The 24,360-nt window shown below is 38.7% G+C and carries 19 protein-coding genes; 7 read left to right on the plus strand and 12 right to left on the minus strand.

Features of this window, described 5'->3' with window-relative positions; genetic code table 11:
* Positions 1–489 precede the first annotated feature (489 nt).
* Together ACTJKN_RS14400 and ACTJKN_RS14405 are read left to right on the plus strand one after the other, a co-directional pair.
* A complete protein-coding gene (locus ACTJKN_RS14400; protein ID WP_440825996.1) occupies positions 490–3,072 on the plus strand; it encodes a two-component regulator propeller domain-containing protein in 2,583 nt (860 codons plus the stop codon).
* Positions 3,073–3,162: 90 nt separating this feature from the next.
* Positions 3,163–5,514: a glycoside hydrolase family 31 protein gene (locus ACTJKN_RS14405; protein ID WP_440825998.1), complete on the plus strand. Its 2,352-nt coding sequence runs from the start codon at positions 3,163–3,165 to the stop codon at positions 5,512–5,514.
* Between the two features lie 228 nt (positions 5,515–5,742).
* Here the strand turns inward: ACTJKN_RS14405 and ACTJKN_RS14410 are convergent, their stop codons facing one another.
* A complete protein-coding gene (locus ACTJKN_RS14410; RefSeq protein ID WP_440826000.1) occupies positions 5,743–6,630 on the minus strand; it encodes a helix-turn-helix domain-containing protein in 888 nt (295 codons plus the stop codon).
* A gap of 749 nt (positions 6,631–7,379) precedes the next feature.
* Between ACTJKN_RS14410 and ACTJKN_RS14415 the strand changes: the two genes are divergently transcribed.
* Positions 7,380–9,203, plus strand: coding sequence for a M60 family metallopeptidase (locus tag ACTJKN_RS14415; protein ID WP_440826002.1), 1,824 nt, complete (start codon positions 7,380–7,382; stop codon positions 9,201–9,203).
* Positions 9,204–9,378: 175 nt separating this feature from the next.
* Here the strand turns inward: ACTJKN_RS14415 and ACTJKN_RS14420 are convergent, their stop codons facing one another.
* Positions 9,379–9,609: a hypothetical protein gene (locus ACTJKN_RS14420; protein WP_440826004.1), complete on the minus strand. Its 231-nt coding sequence runs from the start codon at positions 9,607–9,609 to the stop codon at positions 9,379–9,381.
* Between the two features lie 515 nt (positions 9,610–10,124).
* Between ACTJKN_RS14420 and ACTJKN_RS14425 the strand changes: the two genes are divergently transcribed.
* A complete protein-coding gene (locus tag ACTJKN_RS14425; RefSeq protein ID WP_440826006.1) occupies positions 10,125–11,078 on the plus strand; it encodes an alpha/beta hydrolase in 954 nt (317 codons plus the stop codon).
* Positions 11,079–11,098: 20 nt separating this feature from the next.
* Here the strand turns inward: ACTJKN_RS14425 and ACTJKN_RS14430 are convergent, their stop codons facing one another.
* From ACTJKN_RS14430 to ACTJKN_RS14445, 4 genes are all read right to left on the minus strand, one after another.
* Positions 11,099–11,911, minus strand: a complete 813-nt coding sequence (locus tag ACTJKN_RS14430; RefSeq protein ID WP_440826008.1) for an endonuclease/exonuclease/phosphatase family protein — start codon at positions 11,909–11,911, stop codon at positions 11,099–11,101.
* 132 nt (positions 11,912–12,043) lie between these two features.
* Positions 12,044–13,744 (minus strand): RagB/SusD family nutrient uptake outer membrane protein, encoded by a 1,701-nt coding sequence (locus ACTJKN_RS14435; protein ID WP_440826010.1) that lies wholly within the window; start codon positions 13,742–13,744, stop codon positions 12,044–12,046.
* A gap of 7 nt (positions 13,745–13,751) precedes the next feature.
* The gene (locus ACTJKN_RS14440) at positions 13,752–16,967 is read right to left on the minus strand and encodes a TonB-dependent receptor (protein WP_440826012.1); all 3,216 of its coding nucleotides are present in this window, start codon (positions 16,965–16,967) and stop codon (positions 13,752–13,754) included.
* Between the two features lie 212 nt (positions 16,968–17,179).
* The gene (locus ACTJKN_RS14445) at positions 17,180–18,298 is read right to left on the minus strand and encodes a FecR family protein (RefSeq protein WP_440826014.1); all 1,119 of its coding nucleotides are present in this window, start codon (positions 18,296–18,298) and stop codon (positions 17,180–17,182) included.
* A gap of 163 nt (positions 18,299–18,461) precedes the next feature.
* On the opposite strand from ACTJKN_RS14445, the gene ACTJKN_RS14450 reads away from it, so the two are divergent.
* Positions 18,462–19,124, plus strand: coding sequence for an RNA polymerase sigma factor (locus tag ACTJKN_RS14450; protein WP_440826016.1), 663 nt, complete (start codon positions 18,462–18,464; stop codon positions 19,122–19,124).
* Between the two features lie 9 nt (positions 19,125–19,133).
* On the opposite strand, the gene ACTJKN_RS14455 is transcribed toward ACTJKN_RS14450, so the two are convergent.
* The gene (locus ACTJKN_RS14455) at positions 19,134–19,331 is read right to left on the minus strand and encodes a hypothetical protein (RefSeq protein WP_440826018.1); all 198 of its coding nucleotides are present in this window, start codon (positions 19,329–19,331) and stop codon (positions 19,134–19,136) included.
* A 276-nt stretch (positions 19,332–19,607) separates the two neighbouring features.
* Between ACTJKN_RS14455 and ACTJKN_RS14460 the strand changes: the two genes are divergently transcribed.
* Positions 19,608–20,579 carry a Gfo/Idh/MocA family protein gene (locus ACTJKN_RS14460; RefSeq protein WP_440826020.1) on the plus strand — a complete coding sequence of 324 codons (972 nt, stop codon included), beginning with the start codon at positions 19,608–19,610 and terminating at the stop codon, positions 20,577–20,579.
* 184 nt (positions 20,580–20,763) lie between these two features.
* Here the strand turns inward: ACTJKN_RS14460 and ACTJKN_RS14465 are convergent, their stop codons facing one another.
* The 5 genes from ACTJKN_RS14465 to ACTJKN_RS14485 form a co-directional block, all read right to left on the minus strand.
* Complete coding sequence (locus ACTJKN_RS14465) at positions 20,764–21,381, minus strand: glycine-rich domain-containing protein (protein WP_440826022.1); 618 nt, start codon at positions 21,379–21,381, stop codon at positions 20,764–20,766.
* 7 nt (positions 21,382–21,388) lie between these two features.
* Complete coding sequence (locus tag ACTJKN_RS14470) at positions 21,389–21,874, minus strand: hypothetical protein (RefSeq protein ID WP_440826024.1); 486 nt, start codon at positions 21,872–21,874, stop codon at positions 21,389–21,391.
* Between the two features lie 479 nt (positions 21,875–22,353).
* Positions 22,354–22,935: a peroxiredoxin family protein gene (locus ACTJKN_RS14475; RefSeq protein ID WP_440826026.1), complete on the minus strand. Its 582-nt coding sequence runs from the start codon at positions 22,933–22,935 to the stop codon at positions 22,354–22,356.
* Between the two features lie 58 nt (positions 22,936–22,993).
* Positions 22,994–23,209 (minus strand): hypothetical protein, encoded by a 216-nt coding sequence (locus tag ACTJKN_RS14480; RefSeq protein ID WP_440826028.1) that lies wholly within the window; start codon positions 23,207–23,209, stop codon positions 22,994–22,996.
* Between the two features lie 52 nt (positions 23,210–23,261).
* Complete coding sequence (locus tag ACTJKN_RS14485) at positions 23,262–23,852, minus strand: sigma-70 family RNA polymerase sigma factor (RefSeq protein WP_440826030.1); 591 nt, start codon at positions 23,850–23,852, stop codon at positions 23,262–23,264.
* 216 nt (positions 23,853–24,068) lie between these two features.
* Between ACTJKN_RS14485 and ACTJKN_RS14490 the strand changes: the two genes are divergently transcribed.
* Positions 24,069–24,299 (plus strand): hypothetical protein, encoded by a 231-nt coding sequence (locus tag ACTJKN_RS14490; protein WP_440826032.1) that lies wholly within the window; start codon positions 24,069–24,071, stop codon positions 24,297–24,299.
* Positions 24,300–24,360 lie beyond the last annotated feature (61 nt).

Raw genomic sequence — 24,360 nt, forward strand, 5'->3', positions numbered from 1 at the left:
CATTAAAAGTGAAAGACGGTCTATATGGTCAGCGTTTCTAAAATAGCCATAAGCTGGTTTCAGAAAGGGCACATTTGATAAAAAATAGGTATATAAATGTTAACCTATTTGTTGCCATGGCCTTGCCAGAAAGTGGCATACTGGGTATAAACATGGAGTACTTGCATCAAGTTAACATGGACAAACTAAGCCTAGAAGCGTCTAAACAGGCATATCTGGTAAGGAAAAAGAAGACGCTGATACACTGCGAATGAACAAATCGAAAGCAGGTTTTATTTCATCCAGAATGGTACAAATGATAATCAGATCTTCCCCATTGAGACAAGGCAGGATTATCATCATAGCCATCATTTTTTCATGGCGGTAAACTATTAATCAGGCGTACGCAATCACACCTAAAAGTGCATGCTAAAACTAGTAAAGACCTTAAGTTTACAATCTTCTTAAATAAGCTTAAATTGCCCTCTCACTTGCACGCAACAATAACAGATGAAGCAGATAATTAAGGCAATCATAATCTTTCTTTTGGCTAACTCAGTCACAAAGGCCCAGGATTTTGTTTTTTCGCCGCTCAATGTGCTCCAAGGATTAAGTGATAACCAAATCCGTTATATCATTCAGTTACCTGATGGCCGAATGGTTTTTAAAACAATTGGCAATATTAACATCTATGATGGTGCACATTTTAAATATATTCATCAAAATCTGCAGCATACTTTGCCCTTAAAAAACTATGACGGATTCTATAGGATCTATCAGGCGGGAGATTCAGCCCTTTGGATAAAAGACAGCCATAAGCTGATGTATGTCGATCTGCGCAGTGAAAAATATCTCCCTGATTTGGAAAGCTATTTTAAGAAGATTGGATTCAAAACACCTGTTGAGGATATATTCATGGATTCAGACCGGCATTTATGGATACTAACAGGCGGCAAACTAGTGTCTAAAGATCAGACCCAATCTCTAGACCTATCGGCCAATGAAGGAGCCCTGCAAGATTTGGCATCGAAAAAAAACAACTTGTACCTTTTTTACAATACGGGAACCGTTGTGTGCTATGACCTGAAAACAAAAACCAAGCGCTACAGTCGTGCTGCATATCCGGCCGCACAACAGGGAATGTTTAAGAATACCTCGTTAGTGGTTACAGGGAAAAACGGGTTTTATCAACTCAGAAATGGCAGCATGGGCGGCTTTTTCTTTTTCGATACCGAAAAACATATCTGGAAAAAAATCCTTGAGACCCCCTACACCCTCAATACTTTGGTGGTTGACCCATATGGAACTGCATTGATCAGCTGCCCGAACGGTATCTGGATAATTGATTGCCCAAATGACAAAAAACGCTACCTGCCTGCATTAAAAAAAACAGACGGAAGTACCCTCAATACCGAGATCAGTACAATATTTTATGATAAGCAGGGAGGTTTGTGGCTCGGAACATTAAACCAGGGCCTACTTTATTACCATCCCTCCCGCTATATGTTTACCCATATCGGGCGGTCATATTTACAGCAAAGCCCTTCAAAAGATATTATAGTTAAGTCATTTGCAGAAGATCAATCCGGAAACATCTATCTTAATTGTGAATCTAAAATCTATCGGTATCATCCCGCTACAAAGAGTAATATTTCTCTTCAATTAGTCGAGATTTCTTCCATTGACCCTAAAATACGCCAAAAGCTGGATCTGAATGGCTCGTCTAAAAATTATAGTTCCAATCACACCGCGTTAATTACCGATATCCGCGGTTGGCGATGGATGGGAACAGCTGATGGACTAAAAGTCTTAGATCCCAAAACCAACAAAGAGCGAACCTTTTATACCAGTGATGGATTATCAAATAATTTTATACATGCAATACTCGAAGACCGCGATCATAACATATGGATAACGACGAGTTATGGCATAAACAAAGTTCAGGTAGATCCTATAAGTAAAAAAATCCACTTTACTAATTTCAATTCGGAGGATGGAACATTAGAGGGAGAGTATGCAGATGGCGCTGCCTTCGAAAGTAGAAATGGCACGCTTTACTTTGGTGGCATTAACGGGTTCAGCGTATTGGAACAGAATCGCCTCACATCAAAAAAAATACCGTTTCGGCCGCTTTTCACCAATCTTTTTTTACGTGGAGAAAAGATCGAACCAAGAAACATTTACGATGGACGTATCATTCTGACAAAAAGCGCACCTTACACCAAACGTATAGAACTTTCTTATAATCAGAACTTCCTGAGCTTTGAATTTTCTGCCCTTAATTATCAAAATTCTTCACAAACCTATTACCGTTATCAGTTGGAAGGCATAGATCCGGATTGGCGCGAAACTTCAGGCAAACGGGAAAATAACAATATGGCTAGTAATGGCATTCTTGATATATCCTATACCAACTTACCACCTGGAAACTATAAGCTCAGGGTTATGGCTTCCAATAATAACCGGGATTGGAACGAACAGGTATCGTCGTTAGTTTTAATCATCCACGCACCATGGTGGAAAACTACCCTTGCCTATTCTCTGTTTACAGTATTTTTCATCACAGTAGTTTTCGCAATAATTTATGGTTATATCCGCAGTACCAGGCAAAAACTCGAACGCATCCATAAGGAGGATATATTATTACTTAGAATCCGAAACCTGATTGAGCAGCAAAATATGCTTCAGGCCGAAAAAGAAAGAGAACAGCTACCAACTAATACCAGCTCTACAGCATACAATAACAACCAGAATCAAGCCGAATCGGCATTTTTGGCCAGAGCAATGACACAGGTCGAAAAGAACCTTAATGTGTCCGATTATTCTGTTGAACAGCTGAGCCACGACCTACATATGGACCGCACTGGTCTTTATCGCAAACTAATCATGCTATTGGACAAGTCTCCATCGCTTTTCATTAGGAATATCCGCTTGGATAAAGCAGCGGTTTTGATCCTCGAAGGCGAACTCAATATTTCGGAGATCACCGAAAGGGTCGGTTTCAGTAGCCCGAGTTATCTCAGCAAATGTTTTCAGGAGCGATATGGCTGTCGTCCATCAGAATATGCTGCAAAAACAAAAAAATCAACCTGATTGCTATTTTTTTCAACGTGATTGTTGTCTAGATCTACCATTTAGAGATAATTTTGCCTGTATTACAAAACCAAATATAATCAGGTTAACATGAAATTATCAAAGAAACCATGGCTCTTACTTATACTGGCAATATCTCTTGCAAGAATAAATGTAAGTGCACAATCAATCCAACAAACTGCACAAGGGCTGAGTTTTTCAGCTCAGGGAATGGATATCAAAATAGCGTTCTATTCAGAAAATATTGTAAGGGTTTATAAAACGCCAAGTGGTATACCTTATAATAAAAAAAGCCTTTCGGTGGTGAGTTCACCAAAAAACACACCCCTAACGTATATAAAAAAAGGAAACAATACCCTGATAAAGAGCAGCTGCGTGCAAGTTGAAGTGAATGCTGAAACTGGGGGCATCTGTTTTTATGATGCATCAGGCAAGGAATTGCTTAAAGATAAGGACTATGGCACTCAGTTTTCACCACTAGATGATGCGGGTACACCTTCATTTAAAGTAAGGAACGGTTTTCTGCTTGATAAAGATGAAGCGATTTATGGTGTAGGACAGATCATGGATAATAAATTCAACCGCCGTAATTCTGCTCATCACATGCAAAATGAGAACATGTCAACCTATTCTCCTTATTTTCTATCAGTAAAGGGATATGCCGTATTTTGGGACAATTACTCCATTTCCGAATTTAATGATAATCGTCAGGAGCTTTCCTTTGAGGGGCTTGGGCATTGCTCAGATTATTATTTTATGTATGGACAGAATGCAGATGGAGTAATTTCGAAGGTTCGTGAACTTACCGGAAAAGCACCTATGCTCCCACTGTGGGCTTATGGATTTTTCCAGAGCAAGGAACGCTATCATACACAAGATGAAAGCCTGAATGTGCTAAAAAAATACCGGGGACTAAAAGTACCTCTTGATGTAGTCATCCAAGACTGGCGGTACTGGCCAGAATACAACAAATCTGATAGCGCATGGAATTCACAAAGTTTTGATAAAGAACGTTTTCCAGATCCAAAAAAATGGGTCGATGAAATCCACAAACTTAATGCAAAGCTACTGATTGTTACCTGGCCGGGCTTTGGGCCAAAAACGGCACAACGCAAGGAATTCGACAGTAAGAAAATGATCATTAATTTCGATACCTGGCCACCAAATAGTGGTGCAAGGCCTTATGATGTATACAACCCAGAGGCACTTGATATTTATTGGCGTTATTTAAACAAAGGAATATTTAGCTCTATCGGAAATGATGGCTGGTGGCTGGACTCGACAGAACCCGACCATATCAATCTGAAGCAATCAGATTTTAACCTTCCCACCTATCTGGGCAGCTACCGTAGCGTTAAAAATGGTTATAGCTTAATGCACAATAAGGGAATTGCCACCCATCAACGGGCAACAGATCAGAACAAACGTGCCGTGATCCTAACCAGATCTGGATTTATCGGACAACAGCTTTATGGTTCCAATACCTGGAGCGGTGATGTAAACTCGACCTGGGACATGCTTGAAAAACAAATTCCCGCGGCATTAAATTATACCTTAATGGGAATACCAAACTGGAACAGCGATATTGGGGGCTTTTTTGCCGGCCGCTGGAAAAAGGACGGGGGTAACAAAAATCCAGAATTCCAGGAATTATATGTCCGCTGGATGCAATTTGGGGTCTTTAGTCCAATGATGCGCGCTCATGGTACAGATTTACCCCGGGAAATCTGGAACTTTGGCGATCGTGGCACATGGTGTTTTGATGCCCAGGAAAAATCAATCAAACTGCGCTATAGCCTGCTGCCTTATATTTATAGTACATCATGGGATGTAAGCAAAAACGATGGCACCTTTATGCGGCCCTTAATAATGGATTTCGCTGCAGATAAAAAAACGCATGAAATAGGCAATGAATATCTGTTCGGGCAATCAATATTGGTGGCTCCTGTTACCCGATATAATGCTAAAAATTGGCCAGTTTATTTGCCCGAAGGAAGTAACTGGTACAATTTCTGGACAGGGAAATACCTTAAAGGAGGACAAACAATTAATACTGATGCACCAGTAGATATTGTTCCTTTATACATCAAAGCAGGTGCTATCATCCCGTTTGGGCCTGATGTGCAATACAGCACAGAAAAAAAATGGGATAACCTTGAAATTTGCATTTACCCGGGAGCTGATGGCGAATTTACACTCTATGAAGACGAGAATGATAACTATAATTACGAAAAAGGAGCCTATTCCACTATCAAATTCAAATGGAATGAAATGGCAAGGACCCTTACCATAGCTAATAGAGTGGGCAGTTTTCCGGGAATGATCAAATCGAGAAAATTCAGGCTAACACTCATCGGCAATAATAACTCCCCAGGAAATCCCCAAGCAAAACAATCAAAAACGGTTTCATATAATGGAAATAGTGTAAGCCAAAAATTATAAACCAAGCATGATCTGAATTAAAATATTTACTGATCGGTTAAAGCCAACAACAAAGAGTCCTGGCTATTCATTAAGCCAGGACCCTTATCTCCTTTTTTTGGAATTTTCAGTACGATAAATACAGGAACACATACCACTAAAATAAATGAATAAATTGACCAGAATAATCACTTTTAACAAAACCTCAGGCTATCCTTTCGAGCCAATCACTTAATATAAATATTTAGTCTAATGGTTAAAACCAACCTGATATATCTGTTTCTTATATACGCTAGGTGCCATGCCGGTTAACTTTTTGAAGGTTTTAGAAAAGTAGGAAAGATTATCAAATCCAGTCTGGGCACAAATCTCTGAATATGACATTCTGCTTGTCGCCATTAGATACTGTGCCCGTTCAATGCGTTTTTCATTTATATAATTCAAAGGTCTGGTTCCCGTATGCTGTTTAAACTGCCTTGAAAAATAATCGGGATTTTGATTTACACGGGAAGCAAGCTGATACACAGAAAGATCTGTATGTAAATTGATAAGGATATAATTTAAGGTTTCTGCAATTTTTACCGGTATAAGCTTGCGTTCCGGACTTTTGAATAACTGGGGATTTAAGAACCTGGCAGTTAATAACATCAGAATCCCTTGGGTTTCCAGATACGCCGAAGTGTTCTGCTGGTTGTTAAGCTCCTGATATTCTTTATAATAAATATCCTTCTCGTAGATTTTAGGATTATCAGACCGGTTTATTCCTCTTCCAGGATTAATCTGGAGCAGCCTGCCAAAAAGATTAAGATCTGTTTCGGTGGCCGCTGTTTTCAATACATTTCTGTTATTGGCAAAAAGTGAACTTCCATCTGTCGAATCCTCAAAAAACTGGACAAAATACTGGCCCAGATAATTCTTACAGTTTAAATTACATAGCGTGAAACTGGGAACGATGTACAAATAGCCAGGCTCTAGCTTTAGCAAGCTTTCAGCATCTGATATTTCACCTTCTCCCTCATCTATATAGTAAATGCGGTAGTACGGGCTGATCACATTTCTATAATTCCATTTGGCGTTAAGTCGCACATAGTCAACATTGAGAAGTGAAAAGCTATGTCGTAAGTTTCTTTTGATCATCTTAACTACAATACGCAGACTACGTTAATATCTTAAGCATGCGTAAAGATTTCAAATATAATAAAATCGATCCATGCCATTTTAATGTTGTTTCAGAACGAAACCTATTAACCGATAAAAGCGTTAAAATCAAGTATCACCACGTTAACTATTCGTTTTACCACGCCAATACGGAAATATGAAAATAAAAGCCTAAAATTAAAGCAATTGGCTTAATCCATTTCTTTAAAAAGTTAATTGGGCATAAAATTCCTATAACACCTTTAGTTTCATCATAAGAAACAAAGTGGTGTACAAAATTTCACATACCAAACTCCAACCCTACCTTCCTTAAGGAATATTTGGTACTATCTAATTATGAACAATGAAAAGATTGTACCATGCATTGTTATCGACGACGAGCCTGAATTACAGTCACAATTGGAGATTGCATCGGTCAGAAGCCAGGGCGCTATGGCCTACAAAAGCTATTGCTGTTTCGCAATCAAGATTAGTGTTACAATGATTCAAAGTTGAAGTAGATATAGCGGTTTTCTGCTGCAATGAACAGGCGGATCAAACGTTTGCGCAGTCTTTTTCATTTTATTTAAATGTAATTATGAATACATTGTATTGACATTTTAAACAGACTTACAGCAATTTAGGTTAGTGTTTAAACTGGATAACTAAACATTACAGTAAAAATTATCACCGTAATCCATTATTGGAATATGGCTACCTATAACCAAATATTTACTAAAACCTAAAAAATGAAAAAAAAATTATTACTCTTAACCGTTTCGGCGATTATAGGTCTTTCTGCCTGTAAAAAAACGGCTGTATTACAAGAAGAAGTTGTAAACAGCAAAAAAACTATGGGCAGCGTAGGTGTGCAATCCCTCACTCAAACCAATGTTTTTAATGTCACCGAAAAAATTAGTGCATCAATTGAAAGGGACCGCTTAAAAAATGGATACTACTTAACCGATTTTACTGCAACCGGTTTATACATGGCTCCGGGTGCTACTTTAGATATCACTGTAGAACAAACTACCGGAACCCGCCTGCCAAAATTATTAATTGGTACCTATTCTAGATATGGCACCTGGAACACCCAGCCCACATCCGTACAGTTAACGGCAGGTACCAATACCATTACCAACGCTGTTGGCGGCTTATTATGGATCAGGTACACCAATTCTACAACTGGCTCTACCGCAAAAGTAGCTTTTAATAACGGTTTCCAATACGCTCCATATTACAAACTTGGCGTAACCACCAATTCAGACTGGATTAATCAATTACAGACTTACACTACTCCTGATGTTGTTTTGGAGGGCACAAATTGCTTTATTGTGGTATCAAGAACTAAAGCAATACAATACCAGGCAGAAGATCAGAATGCTATACTGAACAAGATTACACAGGTTATTGCGTTAGAGGATGATTTGAACGGCTTAGACAATTCTCTGCCTGCACACGCAAAAAATGTCCATACCTATCTTTTAACACAGCATGAAGATCCGGCCTATTACTTTTTTGCTTATGATTACCGTACAGCCTATATCACTTCGGATGTTAATGCCATTTTAACTTTAAGTGCAGTAGGCACCAATGGTTGGGGCTTATGGCACGAATTAGGCCACCAGCATCAAATGATGTGGCGTTGGGGAGCCTTGGGCGAGGTTTCTGTAAATTTATATAGTTTATATGTGCAGCGTACCCTTACCCCTTCTATCAACAGGCTGGTAAACGACGGCGTGTGGCCAAAAGCTTTTACCTATTTAGGAAAACCTGCCGGCACCAAAGATTATAACGGATCAACAAGTTATACCAATCCTTTAACCGATCTGTTTATCAGGCTCTGCATGTTTCAACAATTAACCTTAGCCTATGGTGATAATTTTTATAGAAACCTGGCCAAGGATATGCGGGTTGAAAATCCAACCTTAGCTAATGATGATGCCAGGATGCGTTATTTCATGCTAAAGGCTTGTGGTATATCAGGCAGAAACTTGAGTAACTTCTTCCAAAAATGGGGATTGAATTTATCTACTTCAGCAGCTACTACTCAAATATATGCAGACATGGCTGCTTTGGGTTTACCAGCGCCGAGCACTGATCCCTCTACCCTTCAAGACAATGTTGCACCTTTAACAGAATTAAGTAAAACTGGCTGGAGCATCAATTCTTTCAGCTCCGGAGAAACCAGTGGTGAGGGAGCCATCAATGGCAGGGCTGCTACTCTAATTGATGGTAGCCACAGTACATTCTGGCACTCACGTTGGACCACTTCTGCAACAAGTTATCCGCACCAGGTTGTGATTGATTTAGGATCTTCAAAATCGGCAAATGGCTTAAGTTTAGTGCAAAGAAGCGGATTGAGCCGTGCGATTAAAAGCTTTCAGGTTTTAACAAGTACAGATAATATAAATTTCACATCGGTAAACAATTATATAGCTCAAAATGCTGCCGGAGTACAATATTTTGGGTTTGGCAGCACCAAAACATTAAGATACCTCAAGGTAATTATGAATTCGGCACAAGATGGTTTGCAGTTTGCATCGCTTGCAGAGCTTGGTTTATATAATTAACAATTTGATAAAAAGGAGGGCCAATATGTGGCCCTCCTTTTTATTTATCACAGTACACATTGTCTTTTTGATTAATATTAACAGTCAAAAAAATGTTATAAGTATAACGGAAACAGCGTTTTAATAATGAGTCTGATGGACAGGCTAATTATAAACCAAAAAATCGGTTTTTGGCTTATAGGTTATTTACTTCAAAACCACGATAGCTGAGCATTTCGGCATTATGCGAAACAATCAGGCGGAGTTTTAATCTTTCGATGATGGCTCTGGCTTGAGTAATATTTCTTTGCATATCGTTTATTCCCCTGATTTCGATTCCCCCAGACATTAGTTTAAATTTGGTGGGTTCAAACTTATCAATAAACTGCTGTAGATCTGGACTAACTGTTACCTGATTGTTTTGCATAATCAATTATTAATTCTTTTGCCACAAAGCAAGACAAAGCATTTTAACTTATCAGCGCTTTCATATTAACTTATTAAGAAATGTTAACAAGGGCTTTCTTCAATATAATCTCTCCTTGCACCGATATTTGAGGTTATTCCAATCGACATACAGATCGGTAAGAATTCTCAAATCATACGGTATGACATAAATCCTTCTAATCTTTACGATGAAAACAAATTAAACTTGACCGAATCTCAATTTAAAGATTGCAAAACACCAATTATTGCAACTATTTTAACAAACGGAGTTATTTGCAAAAATATCTTATTATTTTAATCTAAACGGCTATAAAGAATAGTTCATCCGCAATTAAAACTTATTAAATTAATATTTAAGGCTAAATTTAAAACTAAATTAAATTATGGTTTAGAATATGGTCTATTTAATTGCACTTAAGCTGAAAATGCAATAAATTAGCTTAGAAATCAAAGCCGATCCATTTGGCTAATAGCGAACCTCTTCCTAAAAAACAGATGATGCCCAATAACAAAGTATATCCGCTAAGCCTGCTATTCCTGACGCTTTTATTTAGCTCTTTATCTTCAATAGGGCAAATTGTACTCAAGGATAAAAAATACCACGTAGATACTAAAATATTTTCGCAAACAGATTCAGGCACACTAAAGTTAGATATTTATTACAGTGGTAAAATAACAGAAACTAAGCCAACAATACTTTTTGTATTTGGTGGAGGCTTTGTAATGGGCCACAGAGACAGCAAGTTATTTGATCAATACTTTAACACTTTAATAGCGCATAATTTTAAAGTGGTTTCTGTTGACTATCGACTGGGGCTTAAGGGAAAGAAATTTCCAAGTCCGTTTAATACCGCTAATTTAAAAGCAGCTATTGATACCGCTACGACTGATGTTTTCGACGCAACAGCGTACCTGATCAAAAATGCAAAAGAACTCGGTATCGATACCGCTATGATCATCTTATCAGGATCAAGTGCAGGTGCTATTACGGCGCTACATGCCGACTATAACAAGCGGAATGCGACAGCTTTATCAGCTAAACTTCCACCACATTTTCAATATAAAGGTGTAATTTCTTTCGCCGGGGCAATATTAAGTTATCATGGTGCACCAAAATATGCCATGCCACCAGCACCTACGATGCTTTTTCACGGCACAGCCGATAAACTTGTTCCTTATAACAAAGTGAGGTTGCTTAACAGGGGCTTTTTTGGCTCCAAGTATCTTGCACGTACTTTCAGAAAAAACGGATATCCGTATTACTTTCAATATGTGCAAGATATGGGGCACGAAATAGCAGGTTCACCAATGGTTGAAAACCTCCCTGATATTTTATGGTTTATTGAAAATTACATCATTAAAAAAAAGCATTACTTTATGGAAGTAGACTTTAAAGATGCCGACAAAAAACCCACTTTTAGCATACCTCCTGCTTTAAAAAAGAGGTAATGTAAATCGATTGGTTTCCATTATTTTTTCAGTTCGAGCACAGCAACGATGGGCAAATGATCTGAGGCATAACGTTCAGGAATAACCTCGTGCGAAACAACTTTAAAAGGATTACCGGTTTTAAAGCCAATATGATCGATTGTTTTCCTTGGGTTGATCACAGGAATGGTAAAACCACAATCAGTACATGTTCTGGTAAAATTCGAATCGAATATTTTAATGCTTTCTGAACCTGGAGCGGCGTTTAAATCACCTGCAACAATTAGTGGCAGGGTTTCTTTGGCTGTTAAACGATTGATCTCTTTAGCCTGAAGGATCCGGTTATCTTCCGGGCGTTGTGCATCAAGATGGGTGGATGCAAAACGGATAAAAACTCCTTTGGCAATTTCGGCAGTTGCAATGGCCAAAACCCTTTGTTCTGCTTTGGCATCGCTATTTTTAGGTAACATAAAAGTCTGCTGTGCAGATAAAGGAAAACGTGATAAAATGGCTACGCCATAGTCACCCCCATCGTGGTCTATCGCTTTACCAAAATAAAAATTCATCTTCAATTTAGTTGCCAACACAACGGCCTGGTTAATACTGCCCGATCTTTTGGTATTCACGTCTACTTCTTGTAAAGCCACAAGATCAGGTTTTTGTTGTGCTATCGCTTTGGCAATGGCATCAACATCAATAAGGCCTTCTTTCTCTTTTGACGGCGGGTTACAGTGGTGAAGGTTATAAGACATAATGCGCATTACGTTACTGTTTGATTCAGCTTGTCTGTTGATCTTAGGCGAACAAGCGCCCAAAAGGCAAATGCTTAGTATTAAAAAAGAGTATAATTTCATATTGGTTAAATTAATAAATAAAAAAGAGGCTGTACCATAAAATTTCGATTCGAATCCATCTCTGTTGAACTTCCTGATAAGTGGATACCAAAGATGACAGTTCGACATTAATGATACAGCCTCTTAAATTAGTTACCAGCCTGGATTTTGTCCCAGTACCGGGTTGCGTTGCAATTGTGTAATTGGAATTGGCCAGAGATAATTTTTAGGAGCAACAAATTTTCTACCTGTATTTACCACAAAGTACCCGTTGGCATCTGTTGCAATGGTAGCTACATATTGCTGGTTAAAACTTTCAACCAAACTTTTCTTCATACCCTTTACATCCTGAGCCAATAAATCGCCTTGTTTCCAGCGGAGTATGTCGTAATAGCGCTGTCCTTCAAGTGCCAGTTCAACCCTTCTTTCGCGTCTGATTTCGGTTCTTAAATCCAAGCCAGCCGCTGCAAGTTCAGTAATTACCATTCTCTTCATCCCCACACGGTCGCGCAACTTATTAATGGTATTATCAATATCAGTTTGGGTAAGTGTACCTTGCTCCAACCTCACCTCTGCTAAAGTAAGTAGTACTTCTGCATAACGGATATGATGGATATCGTTCGAATCCTGGCTTACCGTACCCACAGCAGCAACTTCTACGTATTTGCTAAAGTAAAATCCGGTTCCTGTTATACAACCCTTTTTATCGGCATTCCATTTAGGAGTATTAAATATCGGATTTGTAGTGGCATCGGCATCACCATCGTCTTGTCCGCCCCAAGCCCAACCAGGTGTTAATATGGTTTGGTTCATACGTGGATCTCTGTTTTTGAAGATATCAGCATAAGTGCTTTCGCTATACAATGGCGATTTATCTATCGGAAGTCCGTCTGTACATAAATAACTATCAACCAAAGATTTGGTTGGCGAGTAGCGGCTCGTTTGATCGGGCACCTGAATTTCGCGACTGGTATTGTGCACACTTACTCCGGCCACATTTGGTCTTGCTAAAATGGTTTCTTTGTTGGCTCCCGCAGCTAATTTTCCTTTGTAGGTAAAAAGGTCGTTATAACATTTGGCTGTACCACCAGCTGTATATAGCTGATAAACATTCAGATCTATTACTGATTTAGCAGCAGCCTCGGCAATGCTCCATTTTTCGAAAAAGAGCGCTACTCTGGCTTTCCAGGCAAATGCAGCACCTTTGGTAATACGACCAAGTTCAGCAGCAGTATAAGTAATCGGAAGGCCAGCTGCTGCTGCATCTAAATCGGCAAAAACAAATTCGAGCACTTCCGCCCTTTTATTACGCGGACCAAATACCTCCTCATCACCAATATCGAGCGTTTTAGAGATTAGCGGCACATCGCCGAAAAGGAAGATCAGATAAGTATACATAAAAGCCCTTAAAAACCTTACTTCGCCTGCATACTGCGCTAAGGCAGTTGCACTAATATTAGTGGCTTTGGTGTAATTTTCGAGAAAATGGTTACAACGCCTGATGGCAGCATATAAATTTACCCATTCGGAGTTTAATGTACCAGAAGTAAAATCGTAATTACCTGCAGAAATGGCCTGATATTCTGAATTAGGTGGATAAATAGTATTGTCGCCCATGTTTTCCATGGCGATGGTATTATTGTTTCTTAAATTGCTGTAACAGGCATTTACAGCCAGTTTTAACTGTTCTTCCGTTTTCCAGAAACTGATATCGGTTACTGAATCCAGCGGTTCACGATCAAGAAATCCTTTTTTACAACCGGCTAAGAAAAAGGAAGGGATCAGTGCAGCACCGCCCAACAGACCCGTTGCTTTTAAAAATGATCTGCGGCTGTTTATATATTGATTTTTCATGGGTGGTTTATTTTAACTTAATCGAAAGACCGAAAATGAACGTTTTAACTTGTGGATATAATCCGCCACTGGTTGCCTGCGATTCGGGATCGTAAGCATAAAAGAAATTGGTATCGGTAAACAAGTTATCGGCCGAAGCGTAAACCCTCAGTCTATCTATATGAATTTTCTGCAAGAAATTTCCAGGGATAGTATAACCCAACTGCAGGTTTTTCACCCTTAAATAAGCAGCATCCTGTAACCAATAATCGGCCAGTCTTCCTGTGTTTCGGGTATCTTTATATACGAAACGCGGGTATGAACCTCCTGTATTTTGCGGGGTCCATCTATCCATATGCACTTCTTGAGGAAATGCAGCATCGGCATTATAAGCATGTAAACCCACTCCTGTAATGTAACCATTTGCCATGCCTACTCCTTGTAAAAACACACTCAGATCAAAATTATGATAAGCAGCATCTAACCTGAAAGAATAATTATATCGGGGATAAGCATCACCAATTACCTCACGGTCTAAATCGGCACTAATCAAGCCATCACCATTCAAATCACGATATTTAAGATCGCCAGGTGCCACTTTACCTGCATCTGCAGCAAAGATTGGAAACTTTGGCACGTATTTTCCTGCGGCATCTTTGGTAAAATCCGCCTCTTGAGCTAATCCATCTGTCCGGTAACCATAAAAGGCATCAAGCGGTTGCCCTACCTGACGGATTCTGTCCCCAATGGTTGGTGGAACGCCACCCAAATCGGTAACGGTATTTTTGATATCAAAAAACTGTCCGGTAATGCCATATTTAAAATTCCCAATCTTATCGTTCCAACCCAGGCTCAATTCATATCCTTTGTTTGATATGGCACCCGCATTTTGATCGGGAACGGTAAGGCCTATTACATCAGGCTGTGGTACTTTAAGTTGAATATCAACCGTCTTTTTATTAAAAATATCTCCGGTAAAAGTAAGTCTGTTGTTAAAAAAGGCAAGATCCATCCCCACATTGAGCATCGTGGCTTTTTCCCATCTCAACAAAGGATTAGAAAGTATAGTCTGTGCAAAACCAGTAGTCAGGATATTACCAATTGGCATGGTACCCACACTGGTTAATACTTTAATATATGGATACCACTCAGAATAGGCAGGTCCATCCGCTCCATACTGATTACCCAATGATCCGTAAGAAGCGCGGATTTTACCATCGCTAAACCAGGACCGGCTATTGTCTTTTATGAAGCTTTCTTCGCTAAATCTCCAGCCTGCAGAAACTGAAGGGAACACACCCCATTTTTTTCCAGGCGCATAACGTGAAGATCCATCATAGCGCATATTAAATTCTACCAGATATTTTCCTGCATAATCGTAGTTAACTCTCGAAAAAAGTGATTGTAAAGCATATTGATAAGCATCTCCTGTTGCCGTTGGATTCAGTGATCCAATATTCAGTACCGGTACATCATCACTAACCAAATTGGTTTTAGCAGCGGTAAAAGCATCAAAACGGTAAGTTTCTTGCTGATAACCGCCAAGCAGTTTAATATGATGTTCGTCTAAATTAAGCGTATAATCTGCCTGCAAAGAGAAATTTTGCAGTGTGGTGGTGGTTGCAACTTCCCTTAGTGAATTGTTTGGACTCGTAGTATAAATAATGGCATTGGTGGCTGGATTGAAATAATCGATCCTCCGATTAAATGTTCTTCTTTTTTGAGAACTGGCAATTAAACCATACTGCGATTTGAGATCCAAACCTTTCAATAAATGCAAGGTTCCGGTAATATTGGAAGTAAATTCTTTCGAGAAGAAATTATTAAAACCGCCATCTGTAGCAATAGCTAAAGGATTGCTAGATCCACCACCGTAACCCCAGGTACCTGTAGTAAACCGTACAGGTGTTAACGGGGAACTGGTAAATGCTGTATAAATAGCACCTCCACCACCTTCAGTATCGGCAGCGGGCTGGTTTTGGTTCCGGTCTAAATAGCCTAAATTCACATCAACATCCAATAGGGAAAGTAGCTTTAATGCCGATAGTTTTATCCTGGCATTGTTTTTCGCAAACTTATATTGATCGCCGGCAATTAGGCCATCCTGGTTTTCTCTTCCGTAAGAAAAATAATAATTAAAATCGCTGCTTCCTCCCTGCACGTTAATGCTATGGTTCTGTTGTGGAGCATAATCTTTAATCAATGCATCTGTCCAGTTGGTGTTGGCAAAATAATTAGGATCAGAACCGTTACGTGCTACCTCAATCTGTGCATCGGTATACGATTTTGGAAGGCCTGCATTTATCTGTGCCTCGCCAAGCAGTGTCATATAGTCAACCGATCCTAACATTTTGGGCAAACGTGTTGGTGTTTGAAAACCATAATAACCATTATACGAAATAACAGCCTTCTGATTAAACTTACCTTTTTTTGTGGTAACCAAAATCACACCATTTGCTGCCCTGGAGCCATATATTGATGAAGATGCGGCATCTTTAAGCACAGTTACGCTTTCTATATCATCGGGATTAATCCAGTTCATATCACCTGGTATACCATCAATCAACACAAAAGGATTTGGATTATTGGTGGTGCCTGTTCCTCTTATCCTTAATGCCGAATGTGTAGCACCTGGTTGCCCGCTACCACCAATAGTGGTAAGCCCGGTAATGGTACCTTGTAAACCTGTAGAAACTGCCGTAATAGGTCTGTCTTCCAAAACCTTGGCATCAACCTGCGATATTGCTCCTGTTACATTTGCTTTGCGCTGCGTTCCATAACCAACTATAACCACATCATTCAGGCCAACAGTTGATGGTTTTAAACTGATGGTATAAGTTGTTTGGCTTCCAATTGTGAAACTGTAATCTTCATAGCCTACCATCCGTACTTTTATTTTATCGCCAGCAAATGCTACAATACTAAATCGGCCCATATCATCAGATGACACTGCTTTTTTAGAACTTTCGTTCACAATACTTGCTCCAGGTATTCCGGTTCCGGATTCATCAGTAATGGTGCCCTTAATATCAAGCTTTTGCGGTAGCACCTTTCTCGTAATTACAATGGTATGCTGCTCTATGGCATAACTAAGCGGCAGGTTTTCAAGACTTTTGTCCATTACCTGCTGTATGGTCATATCTTTTACCGTTACATTGAAAGTTCCGGCCTCACCGATCATTTCGTTGTTGTATAAAAAATCATATCCACTCTGCTTTTTAATTTCCTGAAAAATTTCTTTCAATGAAGCTCCTTTTAGCGAGAAGTTTATCTTCTGTGCATAAAGGGATGCTCTTACCTGGACGCAGAAGATTAATAATACGGCAATCGTTAGTCGCATCACTTTAAGTGGTCGAAACATGGAACTCAGCGTGGTTCTTTTTAGATAAAAAAAATTCATTTTGTATGGTTTGTTTAGTGGGTGGTTAATCCGTTTTGTTGTTTAGGTCAAAAAATTTAGTTGATAACTGTTACCCTCCTTTCTGCAATGTTGAATTTTACCGTTCCTGTAAGACTGAGCACTTTTAGTACCTCAGAAATATCTTTAAACTTCGATACCGAACCTGTATATGATAATTTGTTATTATGGGTATTATATACAATATCTATATCGTACCACCTCGAAATTTTGCGCATTACTGATGGTAAATTTTCTTCATTAAACAGGAAATAGCCATTCTTCCAAGCCATGCTCTGTTCTATATCTGCTTTGTTCACAGTAAACTTGTTTTCATATAAAAGTCCTTCTTCGCCAGGTTTAAGATAGGCAACGGCTGAAGCTGATGTGAGCATCACTTTCCCTTCCAATAGCGTTGTTTTAATAAAAGCTTCGTCTTTATAGGCCATTATATTAAAGTGTGTACCGAGTACCTTTAGCTTCATATCCTGTGCTTTTACATAAAAAGGCATTTGTTTGTTCTTTGCTACTTCAAAATAGGCCTCACCATCGAGCTCTACCTCACGACTGTGGCCCGTAAACCGTGTTGGAAAGCGGATGGAACTGGCAGCGTTTAACCAAACTTTAGAACCATCAGGAAGTACAAGGGAATATTGCCCTCCTCTTGGAATCGATACCGTATTAAGCGCCACTTCTTGCGATGCTTCGGAAATAACATCGTAAGCCAATGTTCCATCGGCGGTTTTATTGATGGTAGTACCACTTTCTGAAGCTATTTGTCCTTGAGCTGCAGTATTTAGTACAATCTGTTGTCCGTTGCCAAGTATAAGTATGGCTTTATCAGAACCAGGCCTGATCGTTTTTGCATGATTTAATACCACCACATTCTTCTCAGTTTTATGGTTAGTATTGAAGTAAAAAACTATTGAGACAATAAAAACCAATATTGCCGCTGCTGCTGCTATCTTTGTCCACGGTGTAAATGGTTTTACACGCTTGCGTTCACCCGCCGTTTCCATGATCTGCAAGAATATGCGTTCGGCTTGCTTGCCACCAGGCTTTGTGCTTTCAATCAGTTCGAAATCATCTTCATAAGCATTTAAACTTTCTATTTCTTCTGGTGTACACTTTCCTTGAAGTGATTTTTGATAGAGAATAATATATTCCTGTTTTGTCATGTAAAGCGCTTTTCATCATAGAGCCACAACGACGCACACACACACACCTATTTTTTTAAAAAAAATATTTAACAAGCCTAAAATGATCGATAATTAAGGTATCGTTCAAAATATTTATATTAGCTTAACAAATTCTTTATCCTGATCAATGAACTTTGCATAAATGAAACCTATCCATCTAGAGGCAGACGAGCGCGAATTATGGGAGGCCATTAAATTCGGGAATCAAAAGGCATTTAAAATATTATTTGATCGGTACTTTCCTATCTTAATAGCTACAGCTTCGCACTATTTGCAGGATGAAAATGAGTGCGAAAACATTGTGCAGGATATTTTTCTCAATATATGGCTCAAAAGAGAAGTGCTCGAGATCAGGGATTTTAGAAGTTACCTTAAAGCGGCAGCAAGATATCATGTATATAAGGTGATTAGGAGTAAAAAGCTGGCAGGAAGTGTAATTTTTACCGATGAAAATCTGGAAAACGAATCGGCCTATGCCATAAATAATGGTGAGGAATTGCTAAACGTGTCTGCACTAAAAGCCCAGATTAGTGGATATTTACGAATATTACCTAAGCGTTGCAGGGAAATTTTCTTAATGAGCAGGGAAGAAAATTTAACAAATGGCGAAATTGCTGAGAAACTTAATATTTCTAAACGAAGCGTTGAGAATCAGTTAACTGCAGCGCTTCACCACCTTCGGGTTAATATCAAAAACTATCTCTTTATTTGCGGATTTGTTTTTTTTTACACGGCACAAAATCCCTTGACAGACAAAAATATTAATTCCCTTATTGAATCGCTATTGTTGTACCCGCTGATTTAGTTTAATGGGTTAGTTTTCATGCGCTCCGGCCTCACCGGTCAATATCTTTTCCATTTCTATCATCATCTGCTCGGCCAGGCGTTGTTTAGCTTGCAATTTCGACAGGTAAGCATCTGCAAATGTTACTTCAAGTTCATCCATAATAAAGGCATATTTTGCCTTAAGTTCTATAAGATCAATCTGAAGTTTCTTGGAAAGATTTTGCATGGTACAAAGCTAAAAAAAGGGAAGCTATAATTCTGGATAAAGGTTTTATTTTTCATTTAAAAAAAATACACTAAATAGACAAACCTGGCAAAACAATCTCCTAATTCTTTCGTTTATAAATTGATTCCGGCGTGGTTTCCGGAATAGTTTGTTTGGTTAGTTGATTAGGGATCACTCCCAAAGTGAATCCCTTTTCTTTTTTATAAGGCATTCTGTAATCTGAATCCATTTCCCGGTAATATTTTTCTAAATTCAGCCTTTCAAATTGATTATATAATGGAAGAAATCAGATGGGGCATTATTGGTTGTGGAGATGTGACCGAAGTAAAAAGCGGACCAGCTTTTAATAAAATAGCCAATTCTAAATTGGTGGCGGTAATGCGCCGCGATGGTGCCAGAGCAGCAGATTATGCAAAAAGACACAATGTTCCGAAATGGTATGACAATGCGGCTCAACTAATTAACGATCCGGAGGTTAATGCCATTTACATTGCTACCCCACCACTACAACACGAAGCTTATACCATCGAGGCTTTAAAAGCAGGCAAGCCGGTATATATAGAAAAACCCATGACTTTAGATGCTAATGCTGCTCAACGCATGACTGATGCTGCTAATCAGCTAAAGATAAAGCTTTGCGTGGCCCATTATCGCCGTGCCCAACCAATGTTTTTAAAAGTTAAAGAACTATTGGCTGCACATACCATTGGCGATGTTCGTTTTGTTCTGTTAAAAATGCTCCAGCCGCCTAACCCTGCACTAATTGCCAAAACAGCCGATAATTGGCGGATCAATCCAGCTATTTCTGGTGGTGGTTTATTTCATGACCTGGCTCCTCACCAATTAGATCTTATGACTTATTATTTCGGTGCAGTTAAAAACGCTATGGGCGTTGCCACCAGGCAGCAGGAAAACACCGGGGTTGATGATCTGGTTGCCGGAAATATCCTTTTCGAAAATGGAGTTATTTTCAGCGGTAGCTGGTGTTTCTCTGTTGCCGCACAAGATCAGGCCGATGTTTGCGTAATTTATGGTTCAAAAGGTAACATCAGCTTCCCGATGTTCGGCAATAAAGTCACGGTTAAAACTGATCAAACGCAAGAATTTGTATTTAAACCTTTGCAACATGTGCAACAACCCATGATTGAAAAAGTAGTCGATTACTTTCTAGGCAAAGGTCAAAATCCGTGTAGTGGCGAAGATGCATTCATTACCATGAAGTTAATGGATGATTTTACGCGGAAGTAAGTCGAAGTGAAGGATTTTTTAATTGAACCATATAAGATATAGAAGGCCATATCAGCTCAACAGCCTTATATTTTCTTAAATTCCTTATGTGTTAGGCTATTTGTAAGGTGTCGTTCATATCTATTTTGATATCGAAGGGCACTCTTGTCCTGAGTCTGTGCGGTATAAATGGCTTAAAGTCAGTTTACACCGATTTTTTCCGCTCTTTATCGCTCATAATCCTAAAATTACGGAGAAACTGAAATCTACGTATCGTGATGTCTATAAGTCTATTGTAAAACGATTTCTTACTGTTTTGTGAAGAGGTGGCATCTTTCTTATTTAATAAATATGGTAAAATATCCTTCGGTATTCTCCAAAAATCAGGAGGAGGATTTTCTTTAAAAATAAACAGATAAAGTTTTAGTGTTTCCAAATACCAATCCTGATGTTTATTGTATTCCACAATTCCCCCCACATTGGGATAATGATGTAAATTCCGGCCTAAAACCAATGGGCAGAATTTTTCCCAGTACTCTACCGTATATAGCAGGTGCATATGCCATACCTTATCAACCACAATAGACGGCGATGCGCCGTTCTGCGATATGCAGCAGAGATACACAAACCGCTTATACTCTGCTATCGCAAGTAAAGTAAACCGTCTAGTCCAGCCCTCGGTAACTGCTAATTTCCGCGAAAACGGGATTGCAAAATCTTCATTATCTGGCGAATAAGCATAAATCCGTTGCCACAAGGGATCGTCTGCATAATTTACATTTCTTTCATCAGGTAATATCGTGATATATTCAGGTTTCATCATGAATTATTTAGCAGCCACAAGAAACTGAAGATTCATAGATATAAACGGTTTTGGGATAATAATACCGGTTAAGCAACTGGCAGAAATCGTCGAACGTTTCCAGTAGGTCGGTGTCCGATAAATTTAATGTAAAATCTAATGCAGGCGTGGCGCCAGCAGAAACCGAAAGTTTACGGTTAACAATCTGTATATCGGTTATAACTTTCCATTGAATAAGGGCAGTATGCTCATAGTAATGAATTCCTTCTTCACATACCGTTAATAGCACTGTGTTTTCTTCACGTTTAGCCCAATAACCCACTACCCTTACGGTTACTAATATAAAAGTGAGTACCGCAGAAACATAAAGGGAGATAGATAAGGCCTCTTTTTCTTCCGAAAAAAAGGAAACAATGGCTATAATGATAAATGTAAACAAAAACATGCTGGCCATAAATGAACAACTACCAGGGTCCCAAGCCTTTTTATACAAAATCATTTCATCTTTTACCATAAGCCTTATAACCTGAAGGTAAGAAAATAACAGATAAAAATTACGCTTTACGCTTCAGTTATTCGTACCCCAACCTACGAGGTACACTCAATTGTCATTAAGTTACGCGCCATTCGGCACAAGCAAAAATAATTTAACCACAGATAAGAAGGATACACACAGATATGAAAATCCGTGTGTATCTGTGCTCATCCGTGATTAAAAACTCTTATTAATGATATTGGGGTAACGCTTCATCCGCGGCTAAATGACTAAAATTACATTTCATTTTTGGCTGCAGGCTGCAAAACGCGGTTCATAAACCTGATTGACGGGGAATGCTCCCGATTCTTCATCGGGACTTGTACCAAAAGCAGGGCTGAAGTTCGCTAAGCGTTACTGCCCTTCCATTTCCAAACAAAAATGGGCATGGCCGATGGATCATCTAATTTTATTTAAAATGTCTCCTCGCAACAATAAAAAATTAGGCTATACTTTACCTAAAGTTTCGAAAGCAAAAGTTTTACAGAGGCCCTTTTTTGATAGTTGGGATCGAAATGAACATATTTAATTTTTCCTGAACGATCGATGATATAGGTTGCAGGAACGGGTAAGGTATGTCGGGTATTCCCATTGTTGTCTTCTAAATTTATACCATAGCCCTTGTATTTGGTAAAGGTTGCTTCATCCATCATAAAATTAACGTTGTAGGCTTTCATAATCTCATCGTCTTTATCTTGAAGGATAGAAAAGCCTGCGCTCGTTTTTTTGATTGTTTTATCGATGTTTTCTTTCGTTTCGGGTGTAACACCGATCACATAAGCGTCTTTTCCGCTTAATAAACTTAGAGAATCTTGCAGCTCTTTAATGTGTTTATTACAGTAAGGGCACCATTGACCGCGATAAAAAAATAATACCACAGAATGGTGTGCTTTAAGTGCACTTTTCAAACTCACGGTTTTACCGTTCTGGTCCACTCCGCTAAACATAGGCGCTTTATCACCTTCCTTCAAACCCTTTTGTGCTTTTGTTTGTAGCGATAATACAACAACTAACGCTGTAAATAAGATAATCCTTTTCATTTTGTCTTTATGTTTTTTCCGCTTAGTCGAATCGGCAGCATTAACCTTACAGTTAAAATTAATTTTTATTTATTTCTTTTTCAATCTTCTCGTTTAACATTTTTTTAAAGGCTTCATCCAGTTTAAAATCATTGTTTGCAAACCCTACAAACACCTTATTAATCAACATACTTTGTTGTTGATAAATTTTGCACACAGAACAACCTGCCAGATGTACATGCAATTGTAGTGTTTCGGCAGCAGTAATTTTTCCGGCAATTCTTTTTTCGATCAAAAAAGTAGCCTGTTTACAGTTATAGATTATATTTTTTAGCGCACTCGTCATATCAGTTCCAGTTTTTTTGAAGGCAGGCCCTCAGGTTAAGTTTTGTGCGGTGCATAATTACCCAGAAATTAGCTGCGCTGAGTTTTAATTCAGTACAGATCAGCTCCGACTCAAGATCGTCTATGTGTTTCATCGAAAATACAGAAAACCATAATCCAGGGAGTTTAGCCAAACATTCATTTAATATACTGCCCAGTTCTTTCACCATTAAAGGGTTATCTACTTCCAAACCAAATGCCCGTGGATAATCTTTTTCCGTCCAATGTCCTGATTCAGCATCAAAAAAAAACTGCACTTCATTTGTTGCGCTTATTTCCTTTAAATCACTTACAGAACGTTTTCGGTAAAAATCCGCAATTTTATTTTTAAGGATTGCTGTTAGCCAGGTTTTCTCTTTACTATTCCCCTCAAAACCGTCTAATCTTTGCAAACCTGCCAAAAAGGTATCCTGAACCAAATCTTTGGCTACATCTTCATTTCTTATTCTCGACATCGCAAAGCCATACAGGTAATCGCCATATTTTTCTACCCAACGCAGTGGATCTGAATGAGGTTTCTTGATTGTATATTCCTTTTCCGTTTCGTTTTGCATCTTTTGCTAGTATCTAATATAAATATACTCCATAATTGCTTTGTCGCATGAAATGAAACATCCTTACAATTTATTTTATTTTTTTAGCAGCGCTCATATCGTTAAAGCGACTACATAGATTGACTCAAATAAAAAGATAAAAAAAAATCAGTCGTATTTAAAGTAATTTCTAAAGTTGTACGTCTACAGTTCCAACAAACCTAAAAACTTTTCTATATGATAGCCGTTTTCAAAACAAATGTATCCACGGATAACGAGTTAAACGTAATCAGCCCATTGCTGAACAGTCAGTTCAAAGAAATTAAATGGAATATCGATTTATGGGATTCTGATAAAATCCTTCGGGTAGAATCTCCAAGAGATTGGACAAAAGAAATCACCGAACTCTTTAACAGTATTGGTTTGCGCTGTATTAACCTCGAAATTTTTCATTCCGAGCCTTTTTAAGCCGGGATATCATATTCTAGCGGTGTCAGATATTACAATCTGACACTTAATCTCTTTCTCA

Origin of the sequence: Pedobacter sp. 22163 (assembly GCF_052045595.1) — a bacterium.
Taxonomy (GTDB): Bacteria; Bacteroidota; Bacteroidia; order Sphingobacteriales; family Sphingobacteriaceae; genus Pedobacter.